The organism is Oribacterium sp. KHPX15, from assembly GCF_900107835.1.
Lineage (GTDB): Bacteria > Bacillota > Clostridia > Lachnospirales > Lachnospiraceae > Oribacterium.
This window is the reverse complement of the sequence record NZ_FNRG01000021.1, coordinates 54398-76269: the sequence shown is the minus strand read 5'-3', so window position 1 is coordinate 76269 and position 21872 is coordinate 54398. Positions and strand designations below refer to the sequence as shown.

16 protein-coding genes are annotated in these 21872 nt (G+C 43.3%); 9 read left to right on the top strand and 7 right to left on the bottom strand.

Annotation, left to right across the window (positions count from 1 at the left end; translation table 11 throughout):
• The 4 genes from BLV86_RS12400 to BLV86_RS12380 form a co-directional block, all read left to right on the top strand.
• On the top strand, nucleotides 1-452 hold a 452-nt coding region (locus BLV86_RS12400; RefSeq protein WP_139297920.1), incomplete at its 5' end, for an RNA-guided endonuclease TnpB family protein.
• Nucleotides 453-882: 430 nt separating this feature from the next.
• Nucleotides 883-2004 carry a DUF362 domain-containing protein gene (locus BLV86_RS12390; RefSeq protein ID WP_090817873.1) on the top strand — a complete coding sequence of 374 codons (1122 nt, stop codon included), beginning with the start codon at nucleotides 883-885 and terminating at the stop codon, nucleotides 2002-2004.
• An 84-nt stretch (nucleotides 2005-2088) separates the two neighbouring features.
• Complete coding sequence (locus tag BLV86_RS12385) at nucleotides 2089-2652, top strand: ECF transporter S component (RefSeq protein ID WP_031550160.1); 564 nt, start codon at nucleotides 2089-2091, stop codon at nucleotides 2650-2652.
• 176 nt (nucleotides 2653-2828) lie between these two features.
• Complete coding sequence (locus BLV86_RS12380) at nucleotides 2829-3077, top strand: hypothetical protein (RefSeq protein WP_090817870.1); 249 nt, start codon at nucleotides 2829-2831, stop codon at nucleotides 3075-3077.
• Nucleotides 3078-3234: 157 nt separating this feature from the next.
• Here BLV86_RS12380 and BLV86_RS12375 read toward each other — a convergent pair whose 3' ends face one another.
• Nucleotides 3235-4035: a DUF5131 family protein gene (locus tag BLV86_RS12375; RefSeq protein WP_330386243.1), complete on the bottom strand. Its 801-nt coding sequence runs from the start codon at nucleotides 4033-4035 to the stop codon at nucleotides 3235-3237.
• Between the two features lie 187 nt (nucleotides 4036-4222).
• Here BLV86_RS12375 and BLV86_RS12370 point away from each other — a divergent pair, with 187 nt between their 5' ends.
• Nucleotides 4223-6097, top strand: a complete 1875-nt coding sequence (locus BLV86_RS12370) for an OPT family oligopeptide transporter (RefSeq protein ID WP_175456543.1) — start codon at nucleotides 4223-4225, stop codon at nucleotides 6095-6097.
• On the top strand, nucleotides 6094-6456 hold the full coding sequence (locus BLV86_RS12365) for a PqqD family protein (protein WP_090817867.1): 363 nt from the start codon (nucleotides 6094-6096) through the stop codon (nucleotides 6454-6456). Before BLV86_RS12370 ends, BLV86_RS12365 begins: the two co-directional genes overlap by 4 nt.
• Here the strand turns inward: BLV86_RS12365 and BLV86_RS12360 are convergent.
• Complete coding sequence (locus tag BLV86_RS12360; RefSeq protein WP_090817864.1) at nucleotides 6413-9262, bottom strand: mechanosensitive ion channel family protein; 2850 nt, start codon at nucleotides 9260-9262, stop codon at nucleotides 6413-6415. The two genes, BLV86_RS12365 and BLV86_RS12360, sit on opposite strands and share 44 nt — an antisense overlap.
• Before the next feature lie 270 nt (nucleotides 9263-9532).
• On the opposite strand from BLV86_RS12360, the gene BLV86_RS12355 reads away from it, so the two are divergent.
• Nucleotides 9533-11452, top strand: a complete 1920-nt coding sequence (locus BLV86_RS12355) for a S41 family peptidase (protein WP_090817860.1) — start codon at nucleotides 9533-9535, stop codon at nucleotides 11450-11452.
• 57 nt (nucleotides 11453-11509) lie between these two features.
• Here BLV86_RS12355 and BLV86_RS12350 read toward each other — a convergent pair whose 3' ends face one another.
• Entirely contained in the window at nucleotides 11510-14203 is a 2694-nt protein-coding gene (locus BLV86_RS12350; RefSeq protein ID WP_090817857.1) for an MFS transporter, read from the bottom strand.
• A gap of 125 nt (nucleotides 14204-14328) precedes the next feature.
• A complete protein-coding gene (locus BLV86_RS12345; RefSeq protein ID WP_090817854.1) occupies nucleotides 14329-16752 on the bottom strand; it encodes a CocE/NonD family hydrolase in 2424 nt (807 codons plus the stop codon).
• A 277-nt stretch (nucleotides 16753-17029) separates the two neighbouring features.
• On the opposite strand from BLV86_RS12345, the gene BLV86_RS12340 reads away from it, so the two are divergent.
• Complete coding sequence (locus BLV86_RS12340) at nucleotides 17030-18238, top strand: DHH family phosphoesterase (RefSeq protein WP_175456542.1); 1209 nt, start codon at nucleotides 17030-17032, stop codon at nucleotides 18236-18238.
• A 144-nt stretch (nucleotides 18239-18382) separates the two neighbouring features.
• Here BLV86_RS12340 and BLV86_RS12335 read toward each other — a convergent pair whose 3' ends face one another.
• The 3 genes from BLV86_RS12335 to BLV86_RS12325 form a co-directional block, all read right to left on the bottom strand.
• Nucleotides 18383-19237 carry a DMT family transporter gene (locus BLV86_RS12335; RefSeq protein WP_090817848.1) on the bottom strand — a complete coding sequence of 285 codons (855 nt, stop codon included), beginning with the start codon at nucleotides 19235-19237 and terminating at the stop codon, nucleotides 18383-18385.
• 111 nt (nucleotides 19238-19348) lie between these two features.
• Nucleotides 19349-19897: a chromate transporter gene (locus tag BLV86_RS12330; RefSeq protein WP_090817845.1), complete on the bottom strand. Its 549-nt coding sequence runs from the start codon at nucleotides 19895-19897 to the stop codon at nucleotides 19349-19351.
• A 145-nt stretch (nucleotides 19898-20042) separates the two neighbouring features.
• The gene (locus BLV86_RS12325; RefSeq protein WP_242873302.1) at nucleotides 20043-20591 is read right to left on the bottom strand and encodes a chromate transporter; all 549 of its coding nucleotides are present in this window, start codon (nucleotides 20589-20591) and stop codon (nucleotides 20043-20045) included.
• Between the two features lie 199 nt (nucleotides 20592-20790).
• Between BLV86_RS12325 and BLV86_RS12320 the strand changes: the two genes are divergently transcribed.
• Nucleotides 20791-21825, top strand: coding sequence for an aldo/keto reductase (locus tag BLV86_RS12320; protein ID WP_090817840.1), 1035 nt, complete (start codon nucleotides 20791-20793; stop codon nucleotides 21823-21825).
• Nucleotides 21826-21872 lie beyond the last annotated feature (47 nt).

The following is a 21872-nucleotide window of genomic DNA, read 5'->3' as shown; positions in this document are numbered from 1 at the left end:
CCAGAATGGTTAAAGGTTCAGCAAATTGGAATAAGCAGCGCATCAAAGTTGCAAGGATACATGAAAAGATTACAAATCAGAGAAATGACTTTTTACATAAAGAGTCAACAAGGCTGGTGAAAGAAAACCAAATCATCTGCATTGAAGACCTTAATGTAAAAGGAATGGTTCGTAATCATAAACTCGCTAAATCTATAAGCGATGTATCATGGTCGAAGTTCTTTGATATGCTTGAATACAAAGCATTTTTCTATGGTACTGAGATAATCAAAGTTCCAAGATTCTATCCAAGCAGCCAGACTTGCGGTTGCTGTGGATATAAAAATCCGAACATTAAAAATCTCAGCATCAGAGAATGGACTTGTCCTGTTTGTGGCACATACCACGATCGTGATGGTAATGCTGCAAAAAACATACTAAAAATGGGTCTGTCACTACGTGTGACAGCTTAACGAATAACAAGGTAGGCACGGGCTGTGCCGAACCAAACGCTTGTGGACATCGTTGGGAAAACTGCTCTCTACGGAGAGTGTGACAATAACCATGGTGGTTGAAGCAAGAATCCCATCAAGCTTTATCTTGTGGGAGTGTCAAGAATGGACTTATAAGGAATGGAGTATTTGCAGAGCTCCACTTATATCCACAAGGAGTTCATGGCTTGAGCCTGGCAACACCTGCTGTGGAGGATCCTCAAAAAAACAGGATTGCTGATCCACACGTTGCAAGTTGGAGCGACCAGTGCAAACAGTGGCTGGATATTGTTAATCGTTTATGGACGGAGAAAATATTTTATTCCTGATAAATTGTCCATAAAATATTAATGATGTAAAATATTCTTTATCACAGGTTTTTGTTTTCGGGACAATTTAATAAGGAGGCAATATGGCTGGATCAAAGGTATATTTTACGGATTTCAGGACGACTGTTGGAACGTCATTGACTGTTAAGATGCAGAGGCTTATTCGCAAGGCAGGTATAGGCAGCATCGATATGGACGGGAAGTTTGTAGCAATCAAAATGCACTTTGGTGAACTTGGAAACCTTTCATATTTGAGACCCAATTATGCCAAGGCTGTCGCTGATGTGGTTAAGGAGCAGGGAGGAATTCCGTTTTTAACAGACTGCAATACGTTGTATCCGGGCTCACGTAAAAATGCTCTTGAACACATGGATTGTGCCAATATCAATGGCTTCAATACCATCACTACAGGATGCCAGATAATCATCGGAGACGGTCTCAGAGGAACAGATGATATAGAAGTTCCGGTGCCAAATGGTGAGTATTGTAAAGAAGCTTATATCGGAAGAGCGGTTATGGATGCCGATATCTTTATTTCGCTTACTCACTTTAAAGGTCATGAGTCTACCGGTTTCGGGGGAGCAATCAAGAATATAGGTATGGGATGCGGAAGCCGTGCGGGTAAAATGCAGCAGCACAACAGCGGTCATCCAACAGTTCATGAGGATATGTGCCGGGGATGTGGCCGCTGCGCCAAAGAGTGCGGATCAAATGCCATATACTACGAAAATAAAAAAGCTCATATTGACCAGAATCTTTGTAAGGGCTGCGGCAGATGTATAGGCGCCTGCGGATTTGATGCGATTGAAAATATGAACTGGGATGCAAACGAGATACTGGGTCGAAAGATGGCGGAATACAGTGCGGCAGTGTGCGCCGGCAGACCGTGTTTCCATATCAGTCTCGTTCGTGACATTTCCCCTAACTGTGACTGTCATGGTGAAAATGATGCGCCTATCCTTCCTGATGTGGGATTTTTTGCTTCGTTTGATCCGGTTGCCCTTGACCAGGCGTGTGTGGATGCATGTCTCAGATCAACACCTATGCCTAACAGTCAGCTTTCCGATAATTTAAGTAAACCCGGCTGGCATCATCATCACGACCATTTCTTTGATTCCAATCCGAATGTCAGATGGAAAGAGACATTGGAACACGCGGAAAAGATCGGACTTGGAACCCGGGAATATGAATTGATAACCATGTAAAGGATACAGAAGCCATAAAGATATGCATCTGTATGTCAGATATTACTGATGAAAAACAGCGTTGTTAGATGAGAGGGTGAGAGTATGAAAAGTGATTCAATAAAGAAAATGGTTCTTACGGCAATGTTTCTGGCAATAGGTTTGGTGCTTCCATTCCTTACAGGTCAGATCCCTCAGATCGGAAGCATGTTATTGCCGATGCATATACCGGCGTTTTTGTGTGCACTTATAGTTGGAGAAAAGTGGGGTACACCCATGGCATTTATTTTGCCGATTTTAAGGTCGATGATTTTTGGTATGCCACCGATGTATCCGACTGCCATAGGTATGGCCTTTGAACTTGCAACCTACGCCTTTGTGGCAGGTTATCTTTACAGTCACTCAAAGTGGAAGTGCACAGAGGCTTTATACAAGTGCCTTCTTATAGCGATGGTTGCGGGCAGAGTTGTATGGGGTATTGTCCAGACAGTACTTCTGGGACTTAAGGGTAATGCTTTTACATTCCAGGCATTCATGGCAGGAGCATTGCTTAAAGCCATACCGGGTATTGCTCTTCAGCTTATATTGATTCCTGCGGTAATGATCGCATTAAATCGTACGAAGCTTGTTCCGTTTAATTCAGGTGAAAAGGAAAAAGCACATCAATAAGCGTAAACCGGAGAAACCCACCGGGGACGGGGGCGCCAATTAGCATTTAGAACTTCCTTGACTAAAGTATATAAAAGTATATAAAAAAAAGAAAAGTATATAGAAGTATATAAAAGTATATATCTTGATAAAAAGTATATAGAAGTATATAAGCGTGTCAGGGAAGGTGGTTTAGTATGGAAAGAAATCCTTTTGCCATAAATTTTGGAATGGTTCCCAAGTGGTATATGTCTTTTATCATTCAAAAGGAGCAGATGCCTGTATCAGAACTTCTCGAACTGACAAAACAGAAAAAGAATGAATTCTCACAATATCGGGTGCGCCTTAAAGAAAAAGGGCTGATAAACACAGATACACATGGATTGGTCAGTTTTAAGCTTCCAAGGTTTGACGTATTTGTAAAAAATGAGATGATAAAGATATAGATATTCATTTTAAGTATGGAAAAAGTTCATTAATATGCTGAAATACACACGCCATTTGACACACGTCAAATGGCGTATTACTTTTCCGCCGGAAAGAAGTATATTTGACGGGCGTCAAATATACTAATAGATGCAAGGATGGTTTGACCCGGTTAATTCAGGTATCAAGTCCTGCCTTATGCGCCTGGGAATGCTGCATAGGTCTGGGAATGTTGTAAATCTTTCCATCTTTTAGAAGTTTAGCTCCGGTTTGGTGATAGTAAAATGAGATGCCGTTTTCTACACACCGGGCGTGAACATCCTCTACCCAGGCATAGTCACAGATTCTGGCATTTGGTCCGGATTCACCGCCCACAGAAACTGATTCTATGACAGGAGTCCCATCGGAGGCTCTGTAGTTATCTATATATGGGCGGAGATCTACGGCGCTAAGCATTGGCTCTATCATTACAGAATGATGGAAAATCGGCAGCGAAAGATATATGGGCAGTCTCTTGTCGATCATGTCCTGATTCTCACAAGTTACCGCTATGGTTATATGCTCCCAGCCCTTTCCCCAACCGGACGGAAGATGTTCCTCTATCCGTTCCGGTCTTTTCGTGATCATGAAAAAAGTACAGTCGGAACGTTCATACATCATCTTCCAAGCATCATCCCGCCACTCGTCCGCATCAGGATGAAAGAAATCCGAAGAAAAGCAAGTATAAATATGGGATCCAGCCGGGATTTTGTATCTTCCTTTATTAGGGCCGGATCTGAGAATCCTGACCGGCAGGTTGAAGCTGTCGGTCCTCTGCACAAATGAAGGATCTTTACCGATTGCTTCGTCCCGACGGTACATATAGCAATTAAGGCAGCCCGCACTGACTTTAGTGCAGCCGTGCCACAGATTCCAGTTAACCGTCATGGGAGTTCTCGGATCTATATTCAGTTCAGGGAAAAGTGATAATTGATTCATGATGGATATCTTAACACTGCCTTTTATGTATAGCAAATCCGGCTTTCTGTGAAATACTTACAAAAGTGTGGATATTTATGCAGGTATTCAGACTGTAATATATAAAATGTTATTTTTTATTGCAAAGCTCGGGAAGTGCGGATATACTTTATCACTACAAAGTAATGAAATAGGAGATATAAACAAAATGAATGACGAATTTAAGCCTTATATCCCTGCGGATAAGGTGGTTCCCGAGATGACACCCACATCCATCATCATGGGTCTCGTCCTGGCAGTTATTTTTGGTGCGGCCAACGCATATCTGGGTCTCAGAGTAGGTATGACAGTATCTGCATCAATACCCGCTGCGGTTATTTCAATGGCCGTAATCAGAGTTATCATGCAGAAGGATTCAGTTCTGGAAAACAATATGGTTCAGACTGTTGGTTCTGCAGGTGAATCACTTGCTGCAGGTGCTATTTTCACCATGCCGGCTCTTTTTATCTGGGCAAAGGAAGGTGTGATGGATAAGCCTTCACTCATTGCCATCACGGTTATCGCTCTGTTCGGAGGACTTTTGGGAGTATTCTTCATGGTTCCTCTTCGTAATGCACTTATCGTTCAGGAGCACGGAGTTCTTCCTTATCCGGAAGGTACAGCCTGTGCCGAGGTTCTTCTTGCCGGTGAGGAAGGAGGTTCTTCCGCAAAGGCAGTATTCATCGGTATGGGACTTGGTTCTCTTGTGAAGTTTTTGGTTGACGGTCTCATGGCAGTACAGAGTGTCTTTGTACTCAAGCTTGAAGCCCTCAAGACAGAGTTTGCCGCAGAGGTTTATCCTGCACTTATCTCTGTTGGATACATATGTGGGCCACGCATATCTGCGTATATGTTTGCCGGTGGTATCCTTGGATGGTTTGTTCTCATTCCTGCCATTGTGACTTTTGGCGGCGACGTAGTCATGTATCCGGCAAGTGTTTCTGTAAGTGAGCTCTATGCCTCAGGCGGCGCATCTGCAATCTGGGCAAATTACATCAAGTATATCGGAGCGGGAGCCGTTGCATCAGCGGGTATCATCAGTCTTATCAAGACTCTTCCGCTTATAGTAAGAACCTTTGTGGACTCTATAAAGAGCGTTTCAAAAGCAGGACAGGTTTCCTATGAGCGTACAGCCCTTGATATGGATATCCGTATTGTGCTTGGCGGTATCGCTGCAATCATTGTTGCCATCTGGCTCACACCGGCGGTACCTGTTACCTTCCTTGGTGCATTGCTTATAGTAGTGTTCGGATTCTTTTTCAGTTCAGTTTCATCAAGAATGGTGGGACTAGTAGGAAGTTCCAACAACCCTGTTTCAGGTATGACCATCGCAACTATCCTTATTGCAACTATCTGTCTTAAGATATCGGGTGATGTAGGAGTACACGGTATGCAGGGTGCCATAGCCATCGGTTCCGTTATTTGCATAGCTGCATGTATGGCCGGTGATACATCACAGGATTTAAAGACCGGATATATCCTCGGTGCAACACCTATAAAGCAGCAGATCGGAGAGATTCTCGGAGTTATTGCTGCAGCTCTTGCTATCGGAGGGGTTATGATCCTTCTTGATAATGCTTACGGATTTGGTTCAGACAATCTTGCTGCTCCTCAGGCAACCATGATGAAGATGATCATCGAGGGTGTTATGAATGGAAACCTTCCATGGTCACTGATTTTCATCGGTGCTTTCATCTCAATCACAGTTGAGATTCTCGGAATCGCTGCACTTCCTGTATCAATAGGACTTTATCTTCCGCTTGAGCTTTCATCAACCATCATGCTTGGCGGACTTATCAAGCTGTTTGTTGATAAGAAGTTCGGTGCCGAGAATGGCGATTCAGGAAAGGGCATCCTTTTCTGTTCGGGACTTATTGCCGGAGAAGGTATAGTAGGTGTGCTTCTTGCAGTACTCACTGTTGTGGGTCTTACAGAGAAAATGAACATGAGCGCTGTTATCCCTACAGGAAACCTTCAGGCTCTTATCCTTATAGTGATTGTTTCTGCAGCTGTACTTAAGGCTGCAATCGGAAATAGGAAATGAATAACAAAGATAATTTCTTAGATTACATATTTGAGATAAACAGTGACCTCAACCGGACGATTTCTTCGTCCGGTGAGGTCATTGTTGAAATGAAGAATAAGGGCTTTACAAACATGATAGCCCAAAAGTTTTTTAAAAAGCCTGCAGTATCCCACATTCATCTTCCGGGTATGGGAAGTTTTATATTCGGATGTATAAACGGCAAAAGAACCGTGTTTGAAATCGGAGCTTTGCTGAAGGATGAGTATGGTGAGGCGGCGGAGCCACTTTATGAGAGACTCAGTCTCTATATGAAGCAGTTACAAAATTCAGGTTTCATAAGACAGGTTTCTCCGCTTCATGAACTACCAGCTGATTGAACGGGATCTCGATGTTGTTCCGGTCAAAAATCAGCTTTATCTCCCGATTAAGGGCACGGACAGCAGGAAACTTCAGGTTGCCTTCGACAAACATTGCAATGGTTAAAACGATACTGCTTTCATCAAAGGAGCTGATTCCGGTGTACGTAGGTCCTTTCCGAAGACCCGGGATCTGTTCCGGACCTATCTTAGAAAGTTCTTCTTTCAGAATACGTTCGATTTCCTCAAAATCCGCATCGTAGGAAATGCCTATCTTCACACTTTGTCTTACTACTTCTTCAGAGCAGACGATATCCCTCAGAGAGGAATTATTAAACACTTTGACATCTGTAACGAATTTTACCTTGGTGGTGCGAATGCCTATTTCCGTCACAACTCCTTCCCATCCGCCTACCTTTATATAGTCACCGACCTTATAGGTGCTTTCAAATATGATGAAGAATCCGGCAAGTATATCACTTACCATATCCTTGGCTCCCAGGCTGACCATCAGTGACAGGATTCCTGCAGATGCGAGCAGGGTCTGTGTTTTTGCTCCGAATTGTGACAGACCGTAATAGATAAATATTATTACGCATACGTACTTTATGGCATTCTTGATGAGAAGACATATCGTTTCAACCTTTGCATCGGAAGCCCTTGCTATCTGATACAGAATGGCATCTACCAGTACCGATCCCACATACATAGCACAAAGCAGGAAAATACAGGATGTAAATGCAAATATATTTACTCCCTTCTGCCACCTGCCGGAAATCATATATGAAAGATTGCTCAGCTCACTTATTTTTGAATCGGCATTGATTCCGATAAAAAGTGTAGGAAGCAGGATGAACAGACAGAATAACAGCAGGATACGATAGATGATCACCATGATTCGTCCTTCCGGACTCTGATAACGTTTGGCTCTGGTGTTAACCTTCCATCTTTCCTCGAACCCGTTCTTTTCTCTGAAAAGGGTACGATTTTTGAGACCTGCGAAAAGTCCCGGAACCTTAGCTTCTTCGTCATCCACATCATCGTCATCCGGGTCAACACCGGTTTCTTCTTTGGGTGCCGCATCTATAACCTCTTCCTGGAAATTGAAGAGTGTAAGAAGGGTTATGATGAGTAAAATGCAGGCGGCCTCCAGCATCAGCTTACATGAACTGCTGAAGATTCCGTTATTTCCGCTTTGGTGCATAACCGGAACAATATAGTAATCTTCCGAGGCACTGACACCCGCAAAGTGTACTATCCCATCCACCTCAACGAATCCGCTGAATTTCTGCTCCAGACTTTCAGGGGAGATACCAAGCTCCGTTACGTTTTCTCCCACATATCCAAGTCCGTTGGTGGCAACGATTTCAAATGTCTGCTTGTCTACTGCCAAGGCATATTCCGGAAGTCCGATAACAAGATTGTTGAGAACTTTATCAAGCTTTAACGCATCCAGAAGTTCATCCCTCAAAGCAGGGTCTATACCGATCAGCACAAAACCGTCACACAGATCTTCTTTGCTTCTTACACTTACTCCGATATATTGGAGATATTCATTGTATCTTTGATCCCGCATCGGAGGCAGTATGACGCTGTCTGCTCCTTCCAAAAGTACCCGGAAATCATAGAATGGTTCCTCCGGCTTGCTGCCGACCTTCAGATGATCGTAATTTGAATTTGTAACTGTCACATTTCCGTTTTTATCAAAAAGAAACAGATATTTTGCATTAAGATAATCTGCATATACCTGCATGGTATGGCGGTCAGGGATGCTCTTTCTGTTGCGTATCATGCGTGAAGCCAGGCGGCACTGGATCTCATAGAAGGAATCCAGCCAGTCTCCAAGCTTTTTGCTCTGCTTCTGATAGGTCTCCAATGTTTCCACCGCCACTTCCGCATGATGCGTCATGGTTTTCAGATCATCCGCAACATTGGTAAGTGTCTGTAAATATACGGAAACACCAAAAGAAATCAGACATACCACCATGGAATAAGCTATCAGCTTATTTCTCATGGTTTTCGCTGTCTCACATCTCTGGTTAATGACAAGGCATATCCATTTGATAACGAGCCAGATCATCACAAATGTGAAAACTGTTACAAAAAATGCATTTGACAGGAAGGAAAGCCTCTCGTAAAAAGAGATACCGCAGACGATATAGTAATCCTCATACTCTATGGCACATCCGTATAAGGACCTGTACAGATAGTTATCAATGTCACGGAAGTCCTCTGAATCTTTATCCTCAGGAAAGTCCAGCTCAAAAAGAATGAAATGGGCCGGCAGGTCTTCTGTCCGGGTGTTTTTTGTGATGGATCTCAGGTTTAGTACATTATCCGTTGTAAGAGGTACATCCGGATTCAGACGTATACCAATTGATGTTGCATCAGGATGAGCAATCACTGTCATGGTTGACTTATCCAAAACCGCCACACATCCGTCACGCCCTACCTTCAGCTTTGTAACCCGGTCCATCCATGAAAGGGTTTCTCCTATGAACTCATCAAGCTTTGATTTTGTGTCAGGAATATCATAATTGGATTCATCCAGTTCGCTGTCGGCTGCTATCCTGTCCCAGCTGCTGTTCATTTGGTCACAGACACGTCTTAAAGCCAGCTCACTTTCTTCAAGCTGAGGTATGATCTGTGCCACCTGCAGGACTGCCCGTCGTATCTGTGGCTGAAGACGATCTCTATAGTTATCGCTGTAAATATCGATATTAACAAACAAAAAAACAAAAAAACTAATGATCAATACGGCATGCAGAATGAACTTTCTTATCAATATGCGGTTTCTGTATTTCTTATATTCAGGTGTTTTTATCATAACTTAATTCTCTTTCCCCAAAATATCACTACTGATTGTTCCACGTATATGTGAGATATTTCGACCACCTTACATGTATTCATAAGGTATAAACAGTGGTATGCCATGCCCGTTGCTGTGAAAACGGTATCTCGTTTTACTGTAAAATTATCCTCTTATGAATATAAATAATGTGGTCGAAGTATCTTATATGTACGTGAAAAACCCCGGGTGCCGGGGTTCGATTTTATGCATTATGAATTAGTGATGAAAACTTCATGGAGGTCGTGAATGAAAAGAAAAAAACTCAATGGAATTCTGGCTTCGGCGATTACAGCCGGTATGATACTTGCAGGATGCAATGCTACTGCTACGCCTGAGATCGGTGCTGCTGAAACAACAGAAACTTCTGTACCGGAAGAGAAGCAGGAATCTTCGGCAGCAGAAGAGGAGAAGCAGGAAACTTCTGCGCCTGAGGAAAAACAGGAAGAAGAGAATAATGAAACCTCAGCACCTGATGAGAAAAAGGAAACTTCGGCACTAAAAGAGAAACCGGCTGGAGGGGAACACGAAATCACAAGTGAGTCATATCCTGTTTATGCAATGACTGAACCGCTTGGAATGGATATGAAACTTTACTTCCTTGACGGAGTGAAGGATTTGCCCTATATCGAGTCCGAAGAGATTCTGTTTCTGATCAATGATGCCCTGCTTGGTGATGAAGCATCAGGCATAAACTTTACAATGGAAAAGAATGGATCGATCATAACCTATACCCGTCATCATAACGAAGAGAAAGCTTTTGATGATAACATTCCTTTGACATTTGATTTTGATAAAGACACTATCGATTTCATGGATTTTGATCTGTTCTGTAAGAGTCCGGGAAGCTCTACATTACTTGATCTTACAGCTATGCATGTTTTCAATGACAAGGGAGAACCAGCCGTATTTCAAAAGGTAGACAGAGGTTCATATGATCGTTACGGTGACAGTCTGGTCCTTCCGCTCGGAGAATATGGCATAGATATGATAATGCAGGATGGCCTCTATCTTGTGCCGCTTCAGACAATTAATGACTTCCTGATTACTGCCCCAAGCGGTGCTAACCTGTTTTTTAATTGTAAAAATCTGATTTTAACAGCAAAGGCAAGCGAATGTGAAGATCTGTACTACGAAGGAGAAACAGGTGAGAGAAGTCCTGCTCTTCAGGAGTATGGATACAAAGAGCTTTGTCTTATGATGGATTATCTATACGGTCTCAAGGAGCCTCATGAGATCGAGCACTTTGCCCAGCTTTTTCATGAAAACGGATTTGAAGCAATGCTTAAGTCATCTGATCCGAAGAATGCAGATATAGCAATATATCGTACAATAACAGATTATCTTGATGACGGTCATTCCCAGTTCGGATCTTATTCGTACTTAACCGGTAAAAATGATTATAAGGCACCAAAGGGAGCTTCCGAGTATAGATGGAACGATCATTATGAGAGATATACAAAAGCCCGCGAAAAATTCTACCCGGATGGTATTCCGGGATATGAGGAAGTAGGAAATACTGCATATATCACATTTGATCAGTTTTACATGGAAAGCGTAGAAGGAGAAGAGTACTATACAACAGATCCTAAAGATTTCTCTGACCAGGATACCATCGGGCTTATCATGAAGGCGCACTCCATGATCACACGTGAGAACAGCCCTATCAAAAACGTAGTTATCGATCTAAGCTGTAATCTGGGCGGTATGGCGGACACAGCTGTATTCACTCTTGGATGGTTCCTTGGAGAGGCTTCCATCGGAATGAAGAATACCATGACCGGTGCGATGTGCAGTTCCACATATCGCTGCGATGTAAACCGCGACCGTAAGTTTGATGAGAAGGATGAACTGGGAGACAGAAGACTGTTCTGTCTGACATCACCGGTAAGCTTTTCTTGCGGAAATCTCGTTCCATGTATTTTTAAGGAATCAAATAAGGTTACACTGTTAGGAAGAACTTCAGGAGGCGGAAGCTGTGTTGTTGAACCTGCTTCATCAGCCTGGGGAACATCATTCCAGCTTTCAGGAATCAAACGTCTGTCCTTCGTTATGAACGGTGCGTTCTACGATATTGACAGAGGCGCTGATCCGGATTACGCCATCAGCACACCGGAACAGTATTATGACAGAAAAGCACTGACAGAATACATTAATTCTATTTATTGATATAAACATAAGAATACCGGCTCACTCTTAAGGTGGGCCGGTATTTCGATATATAAATCAGCTTTTATCTTTTGCTTTTTTTCTTTTGGCAATAAAATTATACAAATTGGGTGCCGCCAGGCTCAGGGTACCAAGGAAGCCGAGAGCCATGGAAATAGCGATGGCGCTGAGGGTACCAAGTACCGGACCCTGAAATACCTTAAAACCATCTTCCAACGCATAATAGTTCTCCTGAATGTCTTTTGCTTCCAGATCTTTGTCTTTTGCCAGTTCAACAAGTGTAACGATTTTCTGACTGTCAATGACTCTGAAAAGGATGCTTATGGTAAAGTATACCATCACGGCAAAGACTACATTCTGATTCAGTATGAGAAGAATAATAGCAGCACCGCTGACAGTGAAGGCTCTGACCATGGACTGGAGCGGAGTAAGCTTTTTGAAAAGAACAGTGATTCCCTCTCCAAAATAACTGGCAGCATTGACAAGTACACCTATACTTGAAAGCATAATGCTGGATAAACCGGAATTCTCAGAGAACAACGGGAACAGATACTCTTCATAACCATACAGGAATGAAACCGAGAGTACTACAAGCACTATATACAAAAGAGCCTTTGGAGCTGCAAATGCTTTCCATACCTGCAAGGTCTTTACATTTTCTTCCTCTGTATCTCCTCCGCTGAGAATTGCGAAAGAAAGAGGAATAAGGGTAGCACACACAATGGCTCCAAACAGATAAAGAACAGTATAGCTTGTATACTCTGCGATGACACCGGCTACCATAAGAGAAATCATGATGGCTGCCTGTGTTGAGCTCTGGCTTTCCAGAATCTTCTTGTTTCTGTATGCCTCATCCTCAATTTCATAAGGGATTCCTTCCGCGAGCGAGAACAGGATACTCTCAAGGAAGATACCTTCCACAAATTTACATCCGGCGATCAGGTAAATGTTTTTCTGCATTATAGCAATCATTATTCCTACGAATGATAATGTGCTGAGAACAGATGAAAGAATACCCATTCGTTTCTCGCCAAACTTACCAAGAAGCGGAGAAGTTATCACTGATCCGATCCATGAACCTACCCTGTATGCTGTAATGGGAATCGCAAAAACCACAGCCAGTTCAACACCGCTATCGGTGTTGATGGAAGAGATGGCCTTGATCAAAAGCAGTGAATCAAGGTACATAAGTCCTGAAACGATAAAGTCATAGGTATTGCTGAGACTGATCCTTGCTCTAACGGGGTCTGTCTTTCTTGTCTTGAAGAAGTCCTTGATCTCGGCAGAATACTTGTCTGTAACATCCAAAAGGATATACAGGAACATGATGAAAGCAAGCAGCTGTAAGAATGACTCAATAACCTGCATCATCACGTGATTTCTGATCCTGTCATACCTGCTTCCCATTTGGAAGAAACCTATAGATTCATCTTTTGAATTATAGATAGGATAATTAATGTAGCTGTAGGTTCCGTCTATGGACTTTTCTATAATGTATTTTTCCAGAAATGAATCAGGGTCTTTGAGATCATACTTGTAGTCTCCGAACAGGTAGGGGGTACCTATGGGGAATTCATCATAGGTATCAACAAGAAGTAAAGGAGTTCCGTCATCTCCATAAACATATATCTGAAGGTACATGCCCATTTCAATTCCTGCGTTTGCACAGGACATCTTAAGATATGGGTTAATGTTGTTTATCCACTCCCTGGATTTGTCTGATTTGTATATTTCCAGGTTGCCATATTCAGCATCCTCCAGATCATCTAAAAGATAGAATGAAAATCCCTGATCTACTAATCTGGCGGAAGCGATTACTCTTTCCTTGACGTCTTTATCATATTCGTCCAGGCTCTGCCTTGTGTAAAAGAAAACAGCGATCACGAAAAATGACAGGAATATAAGATACTTTCTGTAAGGCTTCAGTACTCCGGTCCTAAGCAGCAGGATCAATCCGACAAAAAGTGAAATGCCAAGGATTATTATCCCTGCGAAGTACAAAACATCCAGCACTTTTTGTTTTCCGGAAATAAAGATCTCTGACCTTCCAAAAGGCTGTATCACATTGGTTTCGATCAATTCGGGATGATAACTGGTTTCCTTTGTATTGAGATCATAGTAATATGTTTCACCAAAACGGTTGAACATAACCATTCTTTCATTTTCGGGTTCGTATCTTGCCCATAGGATAAAATCCTTTGTTTCAACACTGTCTTCTTTCTTCGGTTTTGGAAGTTCATTCTGTGGTTCGGCAGGAACAGAAATAAGGTCGGTTTGATAGTACCTTGAATCGGTGATATAAGCGGTCCCGTCTATGACTTTTAAATCCGTCATGTAATTACTGTCAACCAGATACTCTTCACCACATGGTCTTACAATCAATTCTCCAAGATAATCCCCTGAAAAAGAGTACTTCTCTATGCGTTCGCTGTCGTAATAGCTGTATTCCGGCATGTAGGTTCCGAGATTTACGTAAATACTTTCATCGTCGGTAAAAATCACTCTGAGATCACAGTCGGCCCCGTCAAATTTTGGTGTTATGGCTTTTATAAGCTCTCCGTTGGGCGCAGCAAACAAAAGGGTCTGGTTCCAGATGGCAACAAACCCTTTTTGGGTGTCCACATAAGATGTGACATTATTCTCATCAATATGTATGGTTTTGTTGATAGGGTAGTAATGTTCCTGACCTGTGCCTAAGAAAACAAAAAATGCAGCAAGAATCGGAATTATGAGCCAGAACGATTTCTTCATAGGGCAATAGTCCTTATAGGATTGTTTGATTAGTACAAGATGCGTTGAGTCTTTACAGAGGGATTTTCGGATGAGGTATCAGGCTCATCCGAAAAACCGTAAAATCAGCGGGAGAGATTAGTTACTCATTCTTTTTTCGTCTCGCTGTCAGTAGCAATTATCTCCTTTTTCTTCAGATCACTTTCGGTAGCAATGATTTCTTCTCTATCGAGTTCACTTTCTGTTGCCACATCCACATCTTCCGGGGATCCTGTGATAACAGGGAATCTCATCTCCAGAGCTTCGTTGTCGATGTTGAAAGCATAAGTATATGCTGAATCCACAGAGTCTGTTATCAAACCGTTCTTGAAGTCCTCATCAAGGATGTCATTGTACGGATCCCAGCCGGTGATAATGAGCACTGCCTTGTGCCCCGGTTCAAAGGTATAGGACGTAGGCATGAGATAGATTGTATAGTCATAATACTCGCCGGCATTCATTTCTTCCGTGCGTCTTCTGTAATCCTTTCCTTCATATCCGCCGCCGGGATTCTTGAGATCTGTATATCCGAAGGTGATAAGTTTCGCTGTGGTATTGCTCTGTACATATTCCTTAACCTTAGTGTAGGGCAGTCCGCCTCCGGTTTCTGCAGCTCCGAATGTCCTGGTGGGAAGGGTATCATAAATCCTCTGCTTAGTCATATAAGCTTTGAAGCTTTCTTCGCCATCGATGGTATCAAGAAGCATTGCTGAAACCACCATTCCGTCCTTTGCAACATCTTTAGTTGACAGCTTGAGATGCACTTCTGGAACACCTGTGAAGGTATAGTTATCCGGAACTTCATATACATATTTCGCATGTACGCTGTCAGGTAATGACAGATAGTAATTGTCTCTTATATTTTCCCTTCCGAATTCATCGGTACTCTGATAGTACTTGGCAAAGGTTGATCCTATAGCTGTAGTGTCCACGTGATTGAAGTTGTCCGGATTGACTTTCTTATCATAGTCAAATGTGTGGTACCTGAAATCCGCCCAGGTATCATATGTCCTGAAGGAACCGTCAACATTGCTCTGAACGGAAATCTTTGGCATATCTTCTATACCGTTATCAACGTCATAGAGGTAATGAGACAGCCACTTATTCATGATATTTTCCCAGAGGGAATCATTTATGAGCATTCCGTCAAGTGTGGAGTGACCGTTCTGATGGAGTATGAGCTTATATGGCTGTCCTGCGCTTTCAAAGGCTCTCGCCATGAGATCAGACTGCTTGGTAGTAACATTAAAATCGTTCATTCCATGAACAATGAGAGCAGAGCAGTTTATCTTTGATGGATCAAGGGTATAATCCAGCCTCTCCCAAATATCGTCATAATCTCCGTTAGTGGCTTCCTGATCCTCGGAGAACTGCCACAGGAAGGATGCATAATCATCATTTATCACAGTCCACTGATCATCCAGGAAAGCTGCGCCACTGTTAAAGGATGCAAGTGAGTACGCATAGGCCGCATCATTAGCCTTGGGCACACCCTGGAAATTGGTGTAGTCATACCATGAAGCAATACCCGCAAACGGAATAATTGTCTTCAGTCCCTCAACTCCGGATGTGGCTACCTCAAATGGAAGAGTACCTCCATAGGAACAGCCTGTCATGGCAACATTTCCGTTTGACCAGTCTGCCTTTATGGTAATGTCATTGTACGGATCTGTATAAGCGGTCCTCTTGCCTGTCAGCCATTCCACAACACATTTGTGTGAGTCTCTCTCAAGATCAAAACCACATAGTTCAAAGCCCTCCGAACCATAGGTACCGATACCGCCTGCTTCAACAACCGCAAAGCCTCTTACAAGATAATAATCATAAATATCTGCATAAGTGTAGCCGATATCGCCTGTAACGGGCACCTTGTAGTTCCAGCTTTCCGGAGATGCAATTTCGGCTGCCTCAAGAGTTGTCATATCTCCCTTAGGCTTACGCTTTTGTCCGGGCTCATACAGCTTATCGTAATCGAACGGGGTCTTGTTTAAAAGCATTTTGCTGTTTCCCTGGGTCTCTTCAACCGTACCGGCGCCATAGGGAGTCGGATCATATATGGTTGCAGCCTTGAAATCACCTTCGGCAGCAGCACGGGGCACCTGTACCAGAGCTTCCACAAGGTCTGCTTTTCCGTCACCGTCAGTGTCATGATCGGTCTCGATATAAACACAGAATCTCAGGATGTCACTGCCGTCATTTGTATAATCGCTGTCTCTCAGGTTTGTGTAAGTGAGAATAGGCTGAGCCATTCCGTCTTCAAAGACTAATGCTTTCTTCTCACGTTGTATAGTTTCCATCCAGTTAACGTCAGTTTTTTTGGAATTGGAATCCGGCTTTACTTCCGCAGCAGGTGAGGAATCATCGGAAGATTTATCTTCATCGGCTTCTTTGGTTTCTGCGGCTTCCGATTCTGCAACCGATTCTGCAGCAGGTTCTGCCGGCGGGTTATTCTGTGCCGGTTTGGGAAAACAGGAAATAAGCCCGGTCATAAGGGCCAGTGTGGTCAATAAAGCAATATGTTTTCGATACATTCTATTCCTCCTTCAGAAATTCATTTTCAGTTTGTCACGTTCGCTTGAAACTCCGGATTTTGCCGGAGAAATTTCAACATACTATGATTAAAATTTCGACCACGAAGCACTGCTTTATAACAGAAAGATGACTAAAATTTTACTTTTTTATGACAGAGTAATATACACTGATAAAATAATGTTTTTGTGAAAAATCTAATTAATTCCGGCATAGATGTCGAAGTTTCTAAAAACAGATATCTTTATTTTTCACCTATCATTTTGGGAGAAAGTACATATGAAAAAATTAGGATTATTATTGTTCATAGCTGTTTCCCTGCAGGCCTGCAGCCAGGCTCAGCCGGTTCCGCCGGTGCAGGTAGCGCCGCCGCCTGACAAAAATGTTGCCGTTTATGCAGAGCTGCCGGAGGGACATGATGCAGCCCAGGAAATAGGGATTGATATCGAAGATTTCAGTAAGAAGGATGAGCTTTTCGACATCGAAAATAACTATTCCGAGGCCTACAAATCCATCATTTTAAACGAGAAATACGGGAAAGACATCACTTATGTTATCGGTCATAAGAGCCCCGACTCCGATGCGGTAGGAAGTGCCATCGCCTATGCAAATCTTTTAAATGAACTTGGAATCGAGGCTAAGGCGGTGACTGCCGGAAGGATCAATAACGAGACAAGGTTTGCCCTAAACTACTATGGAATGGAAGAGCCGGAGATATTAACGGATGCCACCGGAAAGCAGTTTGTTCTGACGGATCACAGTACCTATACTCATTCCATCGATGGCATGAGGGACGCACGTATCGTAGGAATCGTTGATCATCACGGAATAGGCGATGCAACTAATACAGAGCTTATATTTGTTCGGTCCCTGCCGGTTGGCGCAGCGTGTACCAATGTTTACATGGCTTATAAGGAGTGTGGTGTAGAGATTACCCGAGACATGGCAAGGGTAATGCTTATGGGAATCATCTCAGACACCTCCAACGGTACAAGCAGCATGACCGAGATGGATTATAAGGCATATAACGAGTTAAAGGAGCTGGCCGAGATTGATGATTTCGATGCTCTTGCAAAGGGCATGGCAGATGGGCTTCTTAACTATGACGGCATGAGACCTATTGATATCTATAAGAATGATTACAAAGAGTACGAGGCCGGAGGACATACTTTTGCCATAGGTATCGCCAATGTAGATAACGAGAAAGATATGTATGACAGGGCCGACGAGATGCGTAAGGCCATGGAGGAGCATTACGACGAGATAGGCATGGACATGCTTTTCGGCATGATAAAAAACAAGCCTCAGGATCAGATGCTCATGGTTTGCTATGGAGACGGTGCCACAGAGGTGATGGAAGAGTGCTTCCATAACTACGACGGCGAGAAGTATTTTGTTTTTGATGAAAATGTTTCCCGCAAAAAGAAAATCGTACCGCCGATAATGAAGGCGCTGGAGGAGGCTGCCTCGAGCGAGAGTTCTAAATAGGGTACTAAGTATAACCATAGTTTAAGGAGGAGGGTTCTCACAGGAGAGCCTCTCCTCCTTTCAACTATTTTACTGACGAATATTTGGTTTTTGATTACAGACCATCGGGGACGGTTTTCACCGGCGAGAACTGTCCCCGATGGATTACTTCCGGTTATACAAAAACACTACTACCGCTGCTCCGATGATCAGGAAGTAGCCCACTACGCTCCAAAGATCCGGGATGTCTCCGAACAGGAGGAACCCGAAGGCAGCAGCCCAGAGCACCTGGGTGTAGTCATAGACGGAGATTTCCTTTGAAGGAGCATGGCTGTAAGCGGCGGTGACAGAAAACTGTGCCGCTGTTGCCGAGGCTCCTGCAAGAAGGAGCATGGTGAGCTGATGCAGGCTCATAGGATGATAGTTTAATGCAATATAGGGAAGCACCGAAAGGCAGGAAAATGCCGAGAAAAACAGCACTATGGTAGCGCCCTTTTCGCCCCGGAGACCTGCCAGTCTTACCAAAGTGTATGCAAGCCCGGCGGAAATCCCGCCTATAAGTCCTGATAAAGAACCTACCAGATCCATATTGTCGGGTGAAGGCTTCACTACAAAAAAGCATCCGGTAAATGCAATCAGAATGATCAGGAAGTGTATGGGCTTCAGCTTCTCCTTTAAAATGAAATATGAAAAAATGAGAACCATGAAGGGTGCCATTTTATTCAGGATGGAAGCATTAGGCAAAGGCAAATGATCTACTGCATAAAAGTTACAGAGGATACCGATGGTTCCGAAAAAGGATCTCCCTAAAAGGATGGGGAGATTCTTTTTTTGCGGGTGGAAACCCTCGCCGCTTTTTATCAGCATAAAAAACGCTACAAACACGGCAACCAGATTGCGGAAAAAGCTTTTCTGTATGCTTGGCACGTCGCCTGAGAGACGTACAAAAATGTTCATGAGATTAAAGAAGAATGCGGATGAACAGATATATAGTATTGCCTTTGATTTCTTCTTTTCCATAAGACCTCCGGGATGATTATTGTGTAGCACATTATCCCATGGGATTTGATCAATGTAAAATTCTTTTATGAAAACACCGGGTTTTATTATTACAATAGTTGGTGATTTTACTCATCCAAATGCTATTCCCAGTATTGCTGCGAAAATAATAAGATGTATCGGAGAAGCCTTACTTTTCAGGAAGCGCTTGTGCAGAAGCATAAACATTATCAGGATGAGGGTTATCAGGATATTCACATAGTTAAGGCCTTCGCCGGAACGGCAGTTATTTATGATCAAATAAAGCCCTGTGGATATGATGATGCCGATGATGCATGGCTTAATGCCACGGAGCACCGCCTGAAAATGTGGATTTTCAGCAAAATTCTTTAGTATGGTTGAAACGATGAGAATGATGATAAATGACGGTAAGGCAACAGCGGAGGTTGCTATAACAGCACCCGGCACCCCACCCTGACTGCTTCCGATATAGGTCGCCATGTTTACCATGATAGGACCCGGTGTGCTCTCGCTTACAGCTATCATGTATGTAAGCTGATCTTCGCTGAGCCATCCATAGCTCATGACCACGTCACGTATAAGCGGAATCGCACCATAGGCTCCGCCAAATGCAAACATTCCTATCTGCAGAAATCCCAGTAATAATTCAAGATATATCATTAGTTGTCTTCTCTTTCTTTAATGCAGGGTATCAGTAGGAGCCAATTAGATCTGCATATGTATGTCAATTAAGGCTCCCAAAAGCAGCGTTAATAGAGCAGGGTGTCAGTATCTGACACTGAAGGGCGCGGGGCTCCATAACACATCACTTTTTTACCTTCTGTAAACTGTTGTATATGAGACCGATAAGGCCGGCCGTCATCATCATGATAACTGTTGAGACCTTGAATCCCGAAAGCTCTGAATAAAGCATCAGCAGCATTGATGAAGTAAAGATAATGATAGGAAACAGCTTCTTTTTCATTTTTGAAAGCATTCCGATTCCGGCGTTAAATATCAAAAGTCCCACTGCAAGCTTAATGCCACGGAAGGCATCGGCAACTATTTTTATCTCCATAAAATTGCTCAGAAAACAGGAGATGATATATATGATCAGGAATGAAGGAAGGATGACGCCAAGTGTTGCGGCAAAGGCGCCTTTTAACCCCTTTATCCTATAGCCCACAAAGGTGGCGCAGTTTATGGCGATAGGTCCCGGAGTGGATTCCGCGATGACGGTCATATTCATCATCTCATCATGGGTTATCCATTTCTTTTTTGTTACGCAAATGTCTTCGATGAGGGAGATCATGGCGTACCCTCCGCCGAAGGTAAAGCTTCCGATTTTTGCAAATGTCAGGAACAGTTCAAGCATTATGACTCCTTTATTTTTGATAAACATTCACATGATACCATTGAAGGCAATCGTTCAACAAGTAAATCCTTATAACCTTATCTTAAATTGTCGAATATAACAGTGGTATGAGTATTTTTCAGCTGTATTCAGTTAGAATTTTAAGAATAGTTTTTATCGTATTTTATATGAACCTAAGTTTTAAAACGGAGAGAAAACTATGAAAAACGTGGTATTGGGAAGAACAGGGATCGAAGTGCCCCAGAACGGGTTCGGAGCATTACCTTTACAGAGGGTTTCGGTTGAGGAGGCTGTAAAGATTTTAAGACGGGCTTACGACGGAGGCATTCGCTTTTTTGACACGGCAAGAGTCTACAGTGACAGTGAGGTGAAGCTGGGGGAAGCCTTCGGAACGGGATATGTGGATCGTAAAGACATATTCATTGCTTCGAAAACCAAGGCTACAACACCGGAGGATTTTTGGAAGGATCTGGAGACAAGCCTTTCAAATCTTAAGACGGATTATATCGATATTTATCAGTTCCATATGATGAATACCTGTTACAGACCGGGGGACGGAAGCGGCATGTATGAATGCATGGAGGAAGCAAGGCGTCAGGGAAAGATACGTTTTATTTCCGGAACTGCTCACAAGTATGGAATCGCACAGGAGCTTATCGAGTCTGAGCTGTATGATACGGTTCAGTATCCCATGAGCTATCTGGCTTCGGAAAAGGAGATAGAACTGATTGAGCTTGCCAACCAGCATAATGTGGGCTTCATCTGCATGAAGGGTCTGGCCGGGGGTCTCATCACGAATTCAAAGGCAGCCATGGCTTTTATATCACAGTTTGACGGTGCAGTGCCCATCTGGGGAATACAGAGGGAGTCGGAACTTGAAGAGTGGCTTTCCTATATGGATGAGACACCTGTTATGGATGATGAGATATTTAACTTCATTAAGTCAGAACGCGACGAGCTTATGGGAGAATTCTGCCGGGGCTGCGGCTACTGTATGCCGTGTACGGTTGGTATCGAGATCAACAACTGCAACAGAATGTCTCTGATGCTGAGACGGGCACCCAGCAAGGGCTGGCTCAGTGAACATTGGCAGAAAGAGATGGAGAAGATTGAAGACTGCGTTAATTGCGGAAAATGTATAAGCAAGTGTCCCTATGAGCTTCAGATACCAACACTCCTCAGGAAGAACCTGGAGGACTACAGGGAGGTTCTGAAGGGGAACAGGAAGGTTTGATACCGGAGTAATCCACCCGGGGACGGTTATCGCCGGCGAGAACCGTC